Annotated in this window: 14 protein-coding genes and 1 pseudogene; 12 read left to right on the top strand and 3 right to left on the bottom strand. The window is 71.5% G+C overall.

Features of this window, described 5'->3' with window-relative positions; all coding sequences use genetic code 11:
* The first annotated feature begins 200 nt into the window (after positions 1–200).
* The 9 genes and pseudogenes from ACFWBF_RS05690 to ACFWBF_RS05730 all read left to right on the top strand — a co-directional run bounded on the left by ACFWBF_RS05690 (position 201) and on the right by ACFWBF_RS05730 (position 8,106).
* On the top strand, positions 201–1,541 hold the full coding sequence (locus ACFWBF_RS05690; RefSeq protein WP_385595684.1) for a hemolysin family protein: 1,341 nt from the start codon (positions 201–203) through the stop codon (positions 1,539–1,541).
* On the top strand, positions 1,538–2,560 hold the full coding sequence (locus ACFWBF_RS05695) for a hemolysin family protein (protein WP_385595687.1): 1,023 nt from the start codon (positions 1,538–1,540) through the stop codon (positions 2,558–2,560). Before ACFWBF_RS05690 ends, ACFWBF_RS05695 begins: the two co-directional genes overlap by 4 nt.
* Positions 2,561–2,636: 76 nt before the next feature.
* Entirely contained in the window at positions 2,637–3,428 is a 792-nt protein-coding gene (locus ACFWBF_RS05700) for an SGNH/GDSL hydrolase family protein (RefSeq protein WP_385595690.1), read from the top strand.
* Positions 3,429–3,499: 71 nt separating this feature from the next.
* Positions 3,500–4,933, top strand: a complete 1,434-nt coding sequence (purB, locus tag ACFWBF_RS05705; protein WP_385595693.1) for an adenylosuccinate lyase — start codon at positions 3,500–3,502, stop codon at positions 4,931–4,933.
* Positions 4,930–5,496 carry a G/U mismatch-specific DNA glycosylase gene (gene mug, locus ACFWBF_RS05710; RefSeq protein ID WP_385595733.1) on the top strand — a complete coding sequence of 189 codons (567 nt, stop codon included), beginning with the start codon at positions 4,930–4,932 and terminating at the stop codon, positions 5,494–5,496. Before purB ends, mug begins: the two co-directional genes overlap by 4 nt.
* 98 nt (positions 5,497–5,594) lie before the next feature.
* The gene (locus tag ACFWBF_RS05715; RefSeq protein ID WP_385595696.1) at positions 5,595–6,179 is read left to right on the top strand and encodes a TetR/AcrR family transcriptional regulator; all 585 of its coding nucleotides are present in this window, start codon (positions 5,595–5,597) and stop codon (positions 6,177–6,179) included.
* Positions 6,180–6,276: 97 nt separating this feature from the next.
* Entirely contained in the window at positions 6,277–7,257 is a 981-nt protein-coding gene (locus ACFWBF_RS05720) for a zinc-binding dehydrogenase (RefSeq protein ID WP_385595699.1), read from the top strand.
* Between the two features lie 236 nt (positions 7,258–7,493).
* Positions 7,494–7,562 (top strand): annotated as a pseudogene (locus ACFWBF_RS05725) (hypothetical protein); the annotation flags it as partial.
* Positions 7,563–7,908: 346 nt separating this feature from the next.
* Positions 7,909–8,106 carry a hypothetical protein gene (locus tag ACFWBF_RS05730; RefSeq protein ID WP_385595736.1) on the top strand — a complete coding sequence of 66 codons (198 nt, stop codon included), beginning with the start codon at positions 7,909–7,911 and terminating at the stop codon, positions 8,104–8,106.
* Here the strand turns inward: ACFWBF_RS05730 and ACFWBF_RS05735 are convergent.
* The 3 genes from ACFWBF_RS05735 to ACFWBF_RS05745 are packed head-to-tail and all read right to left on the bottom strand — an operon-like array spanning position 8,103 to position 10,269.
* Positions 8,103–8,537, bottom strand: a complete 435-nt coding sequence (locus tag ACFWBF_RS05735; RefSeq protein ID WP_385595701.1) for a hypothetical protein — start codon at positions 8,535–8,537, stop codon at positions 8,103–8,105. The two genes, ACFWBF_RS05730 and ACFWBF_RS05735, sit on opposite strands and share 4 nt — an antisense overlap.
* A gap of 40 nt (positions 8,538–8,577) precedes the next feature.
* The gene (locus tag ACFWBF_RS05740; RefSeq protein WP_385595704.1) at positions 8,578–9,327 is read right to left on the bottom strand and encodes an ABC transporter permease; all 750 of its coding nucleotides are present in this window, start codon (positions 9,325–9,327) and stop codon (positions 8,578–8,580) included.
* 30 nt (positions 9,328–9,357) lie between these two features.
* Complete coding sequence (locus ACFWBF_RS05745; protein ID WP_385595707.1) at positions 9,358–10,269, bottom strand: ABC transporter ATP-binding protein; 912 nt, start codon at positions 10,267–10,269, stop codon at positions 9,358–9,360.
* Between the two features lie 108 nt (positions 10,270–10,377).
* Here ACFWBF_RS05745 and ACFWBF_RS05750 point away from each other — a divergent pair, with 108 nt between their 5' ends.
* The 3 genes from ACFWBF_RS05750 to ACFWBF_RS05760 all read left to right on the top strand — a co-directional run bounded on the left by ACFWBF_RS05750 (position 10,378) and on the right by ACFWBF_RS05760 (position 13,503).
* Positions 10,378–11,553, top strand: coding sequence for a sensor histidine kinase (locus ACFWBF_RS05750; RefSeq protein ID WP_385595710.1), 1,176 nt, complete (start codon positions 10,378–10,380; stop codon positions 11,551–11,553).
* Between the two features lie 4 nt (positions 11,554–11,557).
* On the top strand, positions 11,558–12,208 hold the full coding sequence (locus ACFWBF_RS05755; protein ID WP_385595713.1) for a response regulator: 651 nt from the start codon (positions 11,558–11,560) through the stop codon (positions 12,206–12,208).
* A 137-nt stretch (positions 12,209–12,345) separates the two neighbouring features.
* A complete protein-coding gene (locus tag ACFWBF_RS05760; protein ID WP_385595715.1) occupies positions 12,346–13,503 on the top strand; it encodes an ROK family protein in 1,158 nt (385 codons plus the stop codon).
* The last annotated feature ends 382 nt before the right edge of the window (positions 13,504–13,885 follow it).

Consider the following 13,885-nt stretch of genomic DNA (forward strand, 5'->3'; position numbering starts at 1 on the left):
CGGGATCCCACCACGGCCCGGGAGGGCCCGCCAAAAGAATTATCCGACTGCTTTGCCTTTCCTTTACCATGGGGGAACGGTTCCCTCGAACACGACTCGAATGAAAGGTGTGAGCGTCCGCCCATGGGCGAGACTCCCAGTCCACGACATCGCGCGACACCCGTCCTCCTGGCCGATCATGGGACGGAGGTGATCGACCGATGACCGAAGTGCTCCTCCTCGTCGTGGCGCTGCTGCTCTGCCTTGCCTGCGGGGCTTTCGTCGCGGCCGAGTTCTCGCTGACCACCATCGAGCGCAGCGAGTTGGAGCGGGCCGTCGAGCGCGGCGAGCGCGGGGCCGACAGCGCCCTGGCCGCCGTCCGCACCCTCACCTTCCAGCTCTCCGGCGCCCAGCTCGGCATCACCGTGACCGGCCTGGTCATCGGCATGCTCTCCAAGCCCTCGATCGCCGCCCTGCTCAAGGGCCCCTTCGAGGCCATGGGGCTGTCCTCTGGCGCCGCTTCCTCCACCGCGCTGGTCCTGGGCACCGCCCTGTCGACCGTCGTCCTGATGGTCGTGGGCGAGCTGGTGCCCAAGAACTGGGCGATCTCCTCCCCGCTGGCCGTCGCCAAGCGCGTGGCCACCATGCAGCGGGTCTTCAGCCGGGCCTTCCGGCCGCTGATCGGCCACCTCAACACCACCGCCAACCACATGGTGCGGCGGCTCGGCATGGAGCCCGCCGAGGAGCTCGCCTCCGCGCGCACCCCGCAGGAGCTGGTGGCGCTGGCCCGGCACTCCGCGAAGGCCGGCGCGCTGGAGAAGGACACCGCCGAGCTGTTCGTGCGGACCCTGAACCTCGCCGACCTGACCGCCGAGAACGTCATGACCCCGCGCGTCCAGGTCACCGCCCTCGACCTGCAGACCACCGCCGAGGACGTGGCGAATGCGACGCTGGCCACCGGCCTGTCGCGCTTCCCCGTCTACCGGGGCAACCTCGACAGCGTCGTCGGCACCGTCCACATCAAGGACGTACTGGCGCTGCCCGCCGAGGAACGGCGCCACCACCCGGTGTCCTCGCTGCTGCGCGAGCCGCTCCTCGTACCGGAGTCGCTGACCGTGGACCGGCTGCTGGACCGGCTGTCCGGCAAGCAGACGATGGCCGTGGTCATCGACGAGTACGGCGGCACGGCGGGCGTGGCCACGCTGGAGGACATCGTCGAGGAGGTCGTGGGCGAGGTGCGCGACGAGCACGACCCGCACGAGACCTCCGACCTGGACCCGGCCGGCGAGGACGAGACGGGGCGCACGCTCTACTCCGCCGACGGCTCCGCCCGCACCGACCAGCTGCAGCGGATCGGGCTGCGGGTGCCTGACGGCCCGTACGAGACGCTGGCCGGTCTGATAGCGACCGAGCTGGGCCGGATCCCGGTCGTTGGTGACAGCCTTGAGCTGGACGGCTGGCGTCTGGACGTGGTGGACGCGCGCGGGCGACGGGCCGCGCGGGTGCTGTTGCACGTGCCCGCGGCCGACCAGGGTGACGAGCGTACGGAGGGGGTCCGATGATTGCGGTCCAGTTGCTGATCGGCTTGGCGACCCTGGTCGTCAACGCCTTCTTCGTCGGCGCGGAATTCGCACTGATCTCGGTCCGGCGCAGCCAGATCGAGCCGTACGCCGAGCAGGGCGACCGGCGGGGCCGCGCGGTGCTGTGGGGGCTGGAGCACGTGTCGGCGCTGATGGCGGCGGCGCAGTTGGGCATCACCCTGTGCACGCTGGTGCTCGGTGTGGTCGCGGAGCCGGCCATCGCGCACCTGCTGGCGCCGCTGTTCGACCTCGTCGGGGTGCCGGACGGCCTGACGCACGCGATCTCCTTCGTGATCGCGCTGACCCTGGCGACGTACCTGCACATGCTCTTCGGCGAGATGGTGCCGAAGAACGTGGCACTGGCCGAGCCGGTGCGTACCGCGCTGCTGCTCGGTCCGCCGCTGGTGGCCCTCACCCGGGCGCTGCGGCCGGTGATCTTCGCGATCAACGCCTTCGCCAACGTCCTGCTGCGGCTGCTGCGGGTGGACGTGAAGGACGAGGTCGCGGCGACGTTCACGGACGACGAGCTGGCGCGGATCGTGAAGGACTCCAGCGACGCGGGGCTCATCGACGGACGGGCGAGCGAGCGGCTGTACGACGCCCTGGAACTGGGGCGCAGGCCGGTCAACGATGTGGTGCTGCCCGCGGACGGGGTGGTTTCGGCCCGGGAGGGCATCACGCCCGCCGGTCTGGAGCGGCTGTCGGCCGAGTCCGGGTACTCCCGCTTCCCGGTGGTCGACGCTCAGCACGGCATCCTCGGCTACCTGCACGTCAAGGACGTCCTGGACGTGACGGAGCGGGACGAGCCCTTCCCGGTCGCCGCGCTGCGGCCGATCGCCCAGGTACGCGCGCAGACCCCGCTGGACGACGTGCTGACCGCGATGCGGCGCAGCCGTACGCACCTGGCGGCGGTGCTCGGGGCCGACGGCGCCATGACGGGCCTGGTCACGATGGAGGACGTGCTGCGCGAGCTGTTCGGCAGGCCGGCCTCCGCGCAGTGATCTGCACGAAGATCCACTTTTACGTGTGGTCCCCGGCCTGCGGGGCCGGGGTACCGCGCGGTAGCATCGCTCCGCCATGGAGATGAATGCGTCTTACACCAGTTTCGTCGCGGTCGGCGACTCCTTCACCGAGGGCATGTCCGACCTGCTCCCGGACGGCTCCTACCGGGGCTGGGCCGATCTGCTGGCCGGCCGCCTCGCGGCGCGCGAGCCCGCCTTCCGCTACGCCAACCTCGCCGTGCGCGGGAAACTGATCAGCCAGATCGCCGCGGAACAGGCCCCGGTGGCCGCCGCGATGGGCGCCGACGTGGTGACCCTGGTGGGCGGGCTGAACGACGCGCTAAGGCCCAAGGTCGACATGCGCCGGGTGCGCGGGCACCTGGAGGAGGCGGTGGAGCTGCTCGCCCCTTCCTGCAAGACGCTGGTCCTGATGCGGTCCCCGGGTCGCAACGGGCCGGTGATGGAACGCTTCCGCCCGCGCATGGAGGAGCTCTTCGTCATCATCGAGGAGCTCGCCGAGCGGCACGGCGCGCTCGTGGTGGACCTGTACGGGCCCGCCGTCCTCGGGGACCAGCGGATGTGGGACGTGGACCGGCTGCACCTGACGGCCGAGGGCCACCGCCGGGTCGCAGAGGCCGTCTGGCAGACGCTGGGCCTGCCGTCGCAGGAGGACTGGCGCACCGAACTCCCGCCCTCGCTCCCCCCGGGCTGGACCGTGCGCCGCTCCCAGGACCTGAGCTTCGCGCGACAGCACCTGCTCCCCTGGATCGGCCGCCGCCTCACGGGCCGCTCCTCCGGGGACGGCCGCCCCGCCAAGCGCCCCGAGCTGCTGCCCTACGAGACTCCGGCGGCCGAGCGGCTCTCGTAGCAAGGCACAATCCGAGGCGGGGTCCCTACCTGCGTAAACACACAGCGGGAGCCCAAGTAGAATCCCTACACGTGACAGCCAAGCCCCGCATCCCCAATGTCCTGGCCGGCCGCTACGCCTCCGCGGAGCTCGCCGTCCTGTGGTCCCCCGAGTACAAGGTGACGCTGGAGCGGCGGCTGTGGCTCGCCGTCCTGCGCGCCCAGAAGGACCTCGGTATCGAGGTCCCCGACGAGGCTCTCGCCGACTACGAGCGCGTCCTCGAGACCGTCGACCTCGCCTCCATCGCCGAGCGCGAGAAGGTCACCCGGCACGACGTGAAGGCCCGCATCGAGGAGTTCAACGACCTCGCCGGCCACGAGCAGGTCCACAAGGGCATGACCTCGCGCGACCTGACCGAGAACGTCGAGCAGCTCCAGATCCGGCTGTCGCTGGAACTGGTCCGCGACCGCACGGTTGCCGTCCTCGGCCGCCTCGGCAAGCTGGCCGGCGAGCACGCCGAGCTGGTCATGGCCGGCCGCTCCCACAACGTCGCCGCGCAGGCGACCACCCTGGGCAAGCGCTTCGCCACCGCGGCCGACGAGCTGCTGGTCGCCTACGGCCGCCTGGAGGACCTGCTCGGCCGCTACCCGCTGCGCGGGATCAAGGGCCCGGTCGGCACCGCGCAGGACATGCTCGACCTGCTCGGCGGCGACTCCGCCAAGCTCGCCGACCTGGAGCAGCGCATCGCCGCCCACCTCGGCTTCGCCGAGGCCTTCACCTCGGTCGGCCAGGTCTACCCGCGCTCGCTCGACTACGACGTGGTCACCGCCCTGGTGCAGCTGGCCGCCGCGCCGTCCTCGATCGCCAAGACGATCCGCCTGATGGCCGGCCACGAACTGGTCACCGAGGGCTTCAAGCCCGGCCAGGTCGGCTCCTCCGCGATGCCGCACAAGATGAACACCCGCTCCTGCGAGCGTGTGAACGGCCTCATGGTCATCCTGCGCGGTTACGCCTCGATGACCGGCGAGCTGGCCGGCGACCAGTGGAACGAGGGCGACGTCTCCTGCTCCGTGGTCCGCCGGGTGGCTCTGCCCGACGCGTTCTTCGCGCTCGACGGCCTGATGGAGACCTTCCTGACGGTCCTCGACGAGTTCGGCGCCTTCCCGGCCGTCGTGGCCCGCGAGCTGGACCGCTACCTCCCCTTCCTCGCCACCACCAAGGTCCTGATGGGCGCGGTGCGGGCCGGGGTCGGCCGCGAGACCGCCCACGAGGTCATCAAGGAGCACGCGGTGGCCTCCGCGCTCGCCATGCGCGAGCAGGGCGCCGAGCGCAACGAGCTGCTGGACAAGCTGGCCGCCGACGAGCGGATGCCGCTGGACCGTGCCCAGCTCGACGCGCTGATGGCGGACAAGCTGTCCTTCACCGGCGCCGCGAGCGCCCAGGTGGCCGCGGTGGTCTCCCGCATCGAGGCGATCGCCAAGCAGCACCCGGAGGCTGCCGGGTACACGCCGGGGTCGATCCTCTGACCCCCGACGAGCTGAACGCCGCCCGCGACCGCGTCCTCCCGGACGTGGTCGCGGGCGGTCTGCGTGTGCTCTTCTGCGGAATCAACCCGGGGCTCCTCTCCGCCGCGACGGGCCACCATTTCGCCCGCCCCGGCAATCGCTTCTGGCCCGTCCTGCACCTGTCCGGTTTCACCCCGCGCCGGCTCGCCCCCGCCGAGCAGGAGGAACTGCTGACCTACCGCCTCGGCATCACCAACGTCGTCGCCCGCGCCACGGCCCGCGCCGACGAGTTGAGTGCGGAGGAGTTCCGGGAGGGCGGCCGCATCCTGACGGCCAAGGTGGAACTGCTGCGCCCCCAGTGGCTGGCCGTGGTCGGAGTGACCGCCTACCGGACCGCCTTCGGCGAGCGAAAGGCTCAGATCGGCCCCCAGGACCGAACCATCGGCTCCACCCGCGTCTGGGCCCTCCCCAACCCCAGCGGCCTCAACGCCCACTGGACGGCGGAGTCCATGGCCCAGGAGTACGCCCGCCTGCGCGCGGCCGCAGACCCCACAGCCGACGAGGCGTCCGCCCGGACTCCCTAGTGGTCGAGGCGGTGGAGTAGGGCTCGCCAGCGCCCCGTCCAGGACGTGCGGCACGCCCAGCAGTGGTTCTTGAATGGTCACTCATGTATGTTTGCCCCATGCCCAGACCTCGAGAGTTCGAGCCCGATACCGTCCTGAACGTGGCCATGCTGCGGTTCTGGGAACGCGGGTACCGGGCGACGTCCATCGAGGATCTGGTGAAGGCGACCGGGGTCAAGCCGGGCAGCCTCTACAGCGCCTTCCCGGGCGGTAAGCACGCGCTGTTCTTGAAGTCGCTGGAGCGGTACTCCAGGCTGGTCGTCCCCGAGAAGCTGGGCGAGTTGGAGGCTTCGGGTGCCTCGGTGGCCGAGATCCGCGGCTACTTCGACGGGCTGGTGCGCGACCTGCTCAGCCCCGAGGGCCGACAAGGTTGCCTGCTCGTCAACACGGCGATCGAGAAGGCCGCCGAGGATGACGAGGCAGCGGCCGTCGTCCGCGGCCACCTGGCCCGGCTCGAACGGTGCATGACCCACGCACTGGAGAACGCGGCTCGCAGGGGTCAGGTGCGCGCCCGGCTGGACTGCGCCGGCAGCGCCAAGCTGCTGGTCGCGACATGCCAGGGGCTGATGGTCGTGGGGAAGGCGAATCCCGACGAGGCGCTCCTGCGGGCGATCGTCGACAACGCCTTCACTGCTCTCGCCTGACGGCCAGGCACCAGGCACCAGGCACACGGGCCACCGTACGCGGTGGCTCTTTCTTCGCACCATTAGTTGAATAAGCGCTCAAGAATGGAGCTGGGACATGAAGGCCATCGTCATCTCCGCCCACGGCGGCCCCGAGGTTCTCACCCTCACCGAACTGCCTGACCCGGCGCCCGCCGACGGCGAAGTGCTGATCCGGGTCAAGGCGTTCGGCCTCAACCACGCCGAGGCGTACATGCGCAGCGGCGCCTGGGGGAAGGTCGCCGCCGTCCCCGGGATCGAGTGCGCCGGGGTGGTCGAGGCCGACCCGTCCGGCAAACTCCCTGTCGGGACCCGGGTGGTGGCGATCCTCGGCGGCATGGGACGGACTCGCAACGGCAGCTACGCGGAGCTGGTGACCGTGCCGGCGACCAATGTGGTGGCCGTGCGCTCGTCACTGGACTGGGCCGATCTGGCAGCGGTGCCCGAGGTGTACGCGACGGCGTGGAGCGGCCTGTTCGGCAATCTGGACCTACGACCGGGCGAGACTGTCCTGGTGAGGGGAGCGACCTCCTCGCTCGGCCAAGCCGCCGTCAACCTCGCGCTCGACCACGGCGCGACCGTACTCGCCACGACCCGGAACCCGGCGCACGTGCCGCTGTTGAAGGAGCTCGGGGCCGCCGACGTGCTCATCGACGACGGCGCGCTCGCCGACCAGATCTCGGAACGGGAGGTCAGCGTCGACGCGGTGTTCGACGTCGTCGGCAACAGCGCCCTGCGCGACTCGCTGGCCCTGGTCCGGCCGCGCGGCCAGGTGTGCCAGCTCGGCTTCCTGGGCGGATTCGAGCCGGTGCGGGACTTCGATCCGATCGCCGATCTCCCCAGCGGAGTCCGACTCAGCTTCTTCGGCAGCGCCTTCGTCCTGGGCACCCCCGCATTCCCGCTCACCGACATACCGTTGGACCAGATCTACGACAAGGTCAACGTCGGTGCCCTCCGGGCCCGTCCCACCCGGGTCTTCCGGTTCGACGAGATCGTCGAAGCCCACCGGGCCATGGAGGCCGGAGAGGCCCTCGGCAAGATGGTCGTCACCCTCGGCTGAACCCCCAGACCCTCCGTCAGCCGCCAAGGGTGTCTGCCGCACCCGAGGAAATCGGCGGGGTTCTCGCCGCGCTGCGACAACACGGACCGGCTCGACCGGGGCACGGGTGCGGCTTGCTGCCGGCCCGTCCCCCAACGATCGGCCGCCTTCTGGCCAACGGCCACAAGACCCCACTTCAGGCTCGGCAGCGGGCAACCATCGTGCTGCTGGCGGCCCGGGAGCTCTCCAGTGCCCGGATGGCCACGCAGACGCGGATGCATGTGGATACGGTGCGCACCTTGCGGGGCCGGTTCGCCCACGGTGGGCTGCCGGCCCTGGCCGACCGCAAGCGCTCAGGGCGCCCCGCCCGTTTCACCCCCGTGCAGGTCGCCGAGCTGACCGCGCGCGGGATCACCGACAGCGTCTGCGCGTCCACGGTGCGCCGATGGCTGCACGAGGAGGCCCTCAAGCCCTGGCAGTACCGGCCCTGGGTGTTCATCCGCGACCCCACCTTCCGCACCAAAGCCGAGCGTGTCCTGGACCTCTACGCCCGCACCTTCGAGGGCGTCCCGCTGGGCGAGGACGAGTGCGTCGTCTCCAGCGACGAGACGATCTTGATCCAGGCCCGCTACCGCTGTCATCCGACCCTGGTCCCGGGCCGGGGCCCGGGCGATGCGCGTCAACCACGAGACCGGCCGCGGCGGCGCGCTGGCTTACCTGACCGCCTACGACGTCCAGCAGGCCAAGGTCTTCGGCCGCTGCGAGCCCAAGACCGGCATCTTGCCGTTCATGGCCCTGGTCGAGCAGGTCATGACCCAGGAACCCAACGACTTCACGGACCTCACCCAGGTCCGAGAGTCGACCGCTTAGGGCGGGTCGATCACGGTGACCGCGGCCATCAGCTGCGGTGAGTGGTCGGCCCCCCAGCGGGACTCGTAGAGCGCGACCCACCGGTCCTCGGCCCGCCAGAGGTGGAGGTATTCGGTGGTGTCGCCGATCTCCCCCCAAGGCTCCGCCACCTCCTCCCCGTCCGCCCGCAGCCGCAGGCTCGCCAGGGTGAACACATCGGGCTCCCCCCAACGATCCGCCAACCGCTGGGCCAGGGCCTCGCACTCGACGGCGACCTGCTCCTCCCGCGCCACCCGGCCGGCCGCGTCCTCGTCCCCGTACCAGCGGCTCCCACCCAGTTCCGCGAGGTGGTACCCGGGGCCGCTGGTGCCGACTTCGGACCTGACTCGGACATCCGGGAAATCTCGCGTCCGCAGCCGGTCGATCGTGTCGAGATGCTCTGCCGTGGTCATACCGTCAGTATCGCGGGGGGCACTGACAACTGGCCGGACGTCACGCGTCCCGTCGGCGCACCGCCAGCCAGCCGCAGATCAAAGCGACCGCCGCCCACAGTGCCAGGATCACGAGGCCGCTCCAAGGGCCGAGGGCGCCCTGCGACTCCATCCGCATCGCCATCTGCCCGGCCCGGTCCGGCAGGTACTCGGCCGCACCCTCGGCGGCCGCGCCGACGACGAACGAGACCATCAACACCAGGGGTATGAGCAGGCTCAGGACGACCGTCGCGCTGCGCAGCACCGCCGTCAGCCCCGCCGCGAGCAAGGCCATCAGCGTCAGGTAGACCCCGCTCCCGAAGATGGCGCGAAGGCTGCCGGGGTCGCCCAGACCGAGGGCGTACTGGCCCATGAACGCCTGACCCGCCACGAAGGTGAGGAACCCGGTGACCTGGCCCACCACGAAGGCGAGTCCGCCCACCATCGCGATCTTCGACAGGTAGAAGCGGGTGCGGTTCGGCACCGCGGCCAGCGATGTGCGCAGGGCGCCGTTGTGGAACTCGGCGGACAAGGCGCTCGCTCCGAAGGCGAAAGCGGCGATCTGCCCGAAGTTGACGCCGTAGAAGGCAGCGAGAAGCGGATCGTCGCCCATGCTGCCGGCTTCGGCCCGGCCTATCGCCGCGGCCGCCAGCACCTGGATCCCGACGGTGGCGGCGAAGAGGGACATCAGCGCCCCGAAGGTGCCACGGAGGGACCGTATCTTGATCCATTCCGAGTGCAGGACGGGGACGGTGGGCAGAGCGGCGCTCATGGCGAATCCTCCTTGAGGGTGGTGGAAAGGTCAGCGGGGGGCAGTGAACTGCGCATGGTCGGCCGTGAGGTCGAGGTAGGCCTGCTCCAGCGAGGCGCGCTCGTCGGCCAGTTCCAGCATCGGGATCCCCTCCCGGGCGGCGATGGCACCGAGTTGATCGGCCTGTATGCCGTCCACGGCCCAGCGGCCGACATCGGCTTCGACCAGGTCGAAGCCCTCCCGGGCGAGGGCCTCCCGCAGCCGGACCGGCTGCGAGGTGCGCAGCCGCGCCCGCGGGGTGCTGCGGGCGTCTATGAACTCCTCCATCGAGGTGTCGGCCAACAGCCTGCCCTGCCCGAGCACGACCAGGTGGTCCGCGAGTGTGGCCGTCTCCGACATCAGGTGGCTGGAGACGAGGACCGTGCGCCCCTCGGCGGCAAGGCCGCGCATCAGCTCCCGGATCCAGATGATGCCCTCGGGATCGAGGCCGTTGGTCGGCTCGTCCAGCAGCAGCACCCCGGGGTCGCCCAGCAGGGCGGCGGCTATGCCCAGGCGCTGGCGCATGCCGAGTGAGAAGGTCTTGATCCGCCGCTTCGCGGCCGAGGCGATCCCGGCCTGCTCCAGCACTTCCTCCACCCGGCTCATCGGGATGCGGTTGCCGGCGGCGAGGAAGCGCAGGTGATCCCGGGCGCTCCGCCCGCCGTGGGCGGCCTGCGCGTCCAGGAGCGCGCCGACGCGGCGCAGCGGGTCCGGGAAGTCGGTGAACCGCAGGCCCCCGACGGTGGCCGTCCCGGAGGTGATCCGGTCCAGCCCCAGAAGCAGGCGCATCGTGGTGGACTTGCCGGCGCCGTTGGGCCCGAGGAAACCGGTGACCCGGCCGGGCAGTACGTCGAAGGTCAGGTGGTCCAGGGCCCGGGTGCGGCCGTATTCCTTGGTCAGTTCTCGGATCTCGATGCTGTTCATGTCTCAAGATTCGCCGCCGCCCCCACCTCTCTTCCTCCCCCATGCGAGGGTCTCGTCTCCCCCACGTGGGGGAGACGTCCTTGAGCTGCGCAATGTCACGATGGGTGCATGTACCGACTGCTCCGTGCTCCGTTCCAACCAGTGACCTACTCACGCTGGTTGCACCTGTGTGTGCCCGTCCTGTTGCTGGCCATATGGTTGTTCATAGAGCCCGAAGCCCCGTGGGCGCCGTTGCTGATCGTCCTGCCGTTCGGGCTGCTGCCCTGGATGCGGCTGGCCGAGGGGCTGCAGGCCCAGTTGCTCCTCACGCCGTATGACCGCGGTTCGGCCGCGAGCACCATAAGTACCCTCCCGTCCGCGCGGTGGAGCGATCGCTGGCGGACGATCCTGTGGCTGGAAATACGGATGGCCGTCGCGCTCATCGCCATGTTCCCGACCGTGTGGCTGCCGGTGATGACCGTCGAGCTGATCCAGGCCGCGCTGGGGTACTCGCCGGCCTCGGACGCCCTGCTGCCGTTCGCTCCCCCGCGCTGGGCCGCCGTGCTGCTCGCCCCGGTGCCCTTGATCCTCCTCATGCTCTGCGTGGTCCTGCTCGGCGAGATGATCACCGCGGTCGCCCGCAAACTGCTCGGCCCTTCCGCGGCCGAGCGACTCACCGCACTCGAGGCGCGCACCGAGCAGTTGCTGGAGCGGACCCGGATCGCGCGGGAGCTGCACGACTCGATCGGTCATGCCCTGACCGTGGCGGTCGTCCAGGCGGGGGCGGCGCGGGCGGCCGGCGATCCCGAGTTCACGGACCGGGCCCTTGAAGCGATCGAGGAGACCGGCCGCGCCGCGCTGGAGGATCTGGAGCGGGTGCTGCTGGTGCTGCGGGAGTCGGGGCAATCGCCGTCGCAGCGGCCGACGCTGGCGGAAGCGGACCGACTGCTGAACTCGGCGCGCGCCTCCGGCTCGGCGGTGGACGTGCAACTGACGGGTCCGCTGGAGAAGTTGCCGGGCCCCGTCACCCAGGAGGGGTACCGCATCCTGCAGGAGGCACTCACCAATGTGCTGCGGCACTGCGGCCCCGTGCCGGTCCGGGTTCGGATCGGGGTGGCCGCCGACCGACTCGACCTGGAGGTGACGAATCCGCTGCCGCAGCGGCCCACCCTCATGGCGGGCAGCGGAAGCGGACTGCGCGGGATGCGGGAGCGGGCCGCGCTGCTGGGCGGCCAGGCCGAGACCGGGCCGTACGAGGGCAGTTGGAGGGTGCGCGCGCGGCTCCCGCTGGAACGAATACGCTGACCGGATGCCGGTTACCGTACTGCTCGTCGACGACGAACCCCTGGTCCGCGCGGGTCTGCGCGCCGTCCTGGAGGCCCAGCCCGACATCGAGGTGGTGGGAGAGGCTGCCGACGGCGCCTCCGTGGTCCCACTGGTGCGGCAGCTGCGCCCGGACGTCGTGGCCATGGACGTCCGGATGCCGCTGCTCGACGGGATCGAGGCGACCCGGGCCGTCCTGCGGTCCGTGGACTCCCCGCCGAAGATCCTCGTGGTCACCACCTTCGAGAACGACGAGTACGTCTATCAGGCGCTGCGGGCCGGGGCGGACGGGTTCCTGCTGAAGCGGGCCCGCCCGTCGGAGATCGTGCACGCGGTACGGCTGGTGGCGGAGGGGGAGACCCTGCTGTTCCCCGCGGCGCTACGGGCCCTGGCCGCGGAGTACGGAAACCGGCAGGCCCGGACGGTACTGGAGCGGGCGGCGCTGACCGAGCGCGAGGAAGGGGTGCTGCGGCTGATGTCCCGGGGGCTGACCAATGTGGAGATCGCCCGCGAGCTGATCGTCGGTACGGAGACCGTGAAGTCCCACGTGAGCGCGATTCTGGGGAAGCTGGGGGCGCGGGACCGGACCCAGGCGGTGATCACCGCGTACGAGTCGGGTTTCGTCGCCCCGGCTTGAGCGGCCACGACACAGATGGAAAGGAGTGGAACAGAGAGGAAGGGTAGATTCCGGTCAATGGGGGGCGGGATCTCGCCGCCGGACCGGGTGCGCAGTACGATCCGGCTGACACGGCTCGCTAGCTGGGAGGACACACGTTGGGGCAGCTGACCGGCGGGGACCCCTCTCTGCTCCGGCGGATCAATTCGGCGGTGGTGCTTCGGGCCCTGCGTGCGGCCGAATCGCCGACCCTCACCGACCTCACCCGGCTGACCGGGCTCTCCCGGCCGACCGTCGAAGGGGTCGTGGAGGGGCTGATGGGGACGGGTCTCGCCGTCGAGGCCGAAGCCGAGGAAGGCGCGCGGCGACAGGGGCGGCCGGCCCGGCGGTTCCGGTTCCGGGCCGAGGCGGGACACCTGCTCGGCGTGGAGATCGGCTCCCACCGCATCGCCGTGCTGCTGTCCGGGCTGGACGGACGGGTGATCGGCGCCGGCACCAAGGAAGTGGCCGAGACGGCGTCCGCCGACGAGCGGCTGGAGCGGGTGCGTACGGCTGTCGCCGACCTGTTGCGTCGGGCCGGGGTACCGCGGGACTCCCTGCGTGCCGTCGGCGTGGGCAGCCCCGGGATCGTCGAGGCGGACGGGACCGTACGGCTCGGCACGGCGCTGCCCGGCTGGACCGGGCTGCCACTCGGGGAGCGGCTGCGGCGCTCGTTCCGCTGCCCGGTGCAGGTGGAGAACGACGCCAACGCGGCGGCGGTCGCCGAGCACTGGAAGGGGGCCGCGCAGGACACCGACGACATGGTGTTCGTGATGGCCGGACTGAGCCCCGGCGCGGGCTCCCTGATCGGCGGCCGGCTGCACCGGGGCTTCGGCGGAGCGGCCGGCGAGATCGGGGCGCTGCACCTGCTGGGGCGCGAGGTGACGCCGGAGAAGCTGCTGTCGACCACCGGTGAACCGTTGCATCCGCTGGACGAGCAGGCCGTCGCCGGGGTTTTCGCGATGGCCAAGCGGGGCGACGAACGCGCGGTGGCCGCGATGCGGCGGTTCGTCCAGCGGCTGGTGCACGACGTCGCGGCGCTGGTGCTGGCCATGGATCCGGAGCTGGTGGTGGTCGGCGGCTGGGCCGCCGGCCTGGACGGGGTCTTGGAGCCCCTGCGCCGGGAGCTGGAACGCTACTGCCTGCGCCCCCCGCGGGTGGCGCTGTCCCTGCTCGGCGAGGCAGCGGTGGCGACGGGCGCGCTGCGGCTCGCGCTGGACCACGTCGAGGAGGAACTGTTCGCGGTGGAGAAGACGGTCACCACTCGCCGCCGCTGACCCCGCCGGGGCGACGCCGCCCTGCCTTACCCGGCCCCGCGCGACGGATGCGGGCCGGCCCACTCCCGAGCGCCGGCCGGCGCGGCACGGCGAGGGCCGCACCCACCGGTTGCCGGGCACCCGTTCGCGGAGCCGCGGAGCCGCGGAGCCGCGGAGCCGCCCCCGGTCAGCCACCCGAGTAGCTGCCCTCGCCGGGGCGCACCCATCGGATCCAGACCGGCGTCACGCGGGCGGCCCAGCCCGGTCCCGGGCCTCAGCGGTGCAGACAGGAGTCCCGGAGCCGGGCGCGCAGCGCAGCCGCCGGTGCCGGGCGCGGGCGCAGCGGCGGGAGCGGGCGCGCCAGCGGGAACGGGCGCGGTGCCGGGCGCGCCAGCGGGAACCC

The sequence above is a fragment of the Streptomyces sp. NPDC060028 genome, from assembly GCF_042736725.1.
Taxonomy (GTDB): Bacteria; Actinomycetota; Actinomycetes; order Streptomycetales; family Streptomycetaceae; genus Streptomyces.

What these genes read in the sequence shown, in the direction of transcription:
- ACFWBF_RS05720 (WP_385595699.1), top strand. Translation starts at nt 6,277, where the DNA reads ATGAAGGCCATCGTCATCTCCGCCCACGGCGGCCCCGAGGTTCTCACC.
- ACFWBF_RS05745 (WP_385595707.1), bottom strand. Translation starts at nt 10,269, where the DNA reads ATGAACAGCATCGAGATCCGAGAACTGACCAAGGAATACGGCCGCACC.
- ACFWBF_RS05690 (WP_385595684.1), top strand. Translation starts at nt 201, where the DNA reads ATGACCGAAGTGCTCCTCCTCGTCGTGGCGCTGCTGCTCTGCCTTGCC.
- ACFWBF_RS05750 (WP_385595710.1), top strand. Translation starts at nt 10,378, where the DNA reads ATGTACCGACTGCTCCGTGCTCCGTTCCAACCAGTGACCTACTCACGC.
- ACFWBF_RS05715 (WP_385595696.1), top strand. Translation starts at nt 5,595, where the DNA reads ATGCCCAGACCTCGAGAGTTCGAGCCCGATACCGTCCTGAACGTGGCC.
- ACFWBF_RS05730 (WP_385595736.1), top strand. Translation starts at nt 7,909, where the DNA reads ATGCGCGTCAACCACGAGACCGGCCGCGGCGGCGCGCTGGCTTACCTG.
- ACFWBF_RS05735 (WP_385595701.1), bottom strand. Translation starts at nt 8,537, where the DNA reads ATGACCACGGCAGAGCATCTCGACACGATCGACCGGCTGCGGACGCGA.
- ACFWBF_RS05695 (WP_385595687.1), top strand. Translation starts at nt 1,538, where the DNA reads ATGATTGCGGTCCAGTTGCTGATCGGCTTGGCGACCCTGGTCGTCAAC.
- ACFWBF_RS05740 (WP_385595704.1), bottom strand. Translation starts at nt 9,327, where the DNA reads ATGAGCGCCGCTCTGCCCACCGTCCCCGTCCTGCACTCGGAATGGATC.
- ACFWBF_RS05700 (WP_385595690.1), top strand. Translation starts at nt 2,637, where the DNA reads ATGGAGATGAATGCGTCTTACACCAGTTTCGTCGCGGTCGGCGACTCC.
- ACFWBF_RS05755 (WP_385595713.1), top strand. Translation starts at nt 11,558, where the DNA reads ATGCCGGTTACCGTACTGCTCGTCGACGACGAACCCCTGGTCCGCGCG.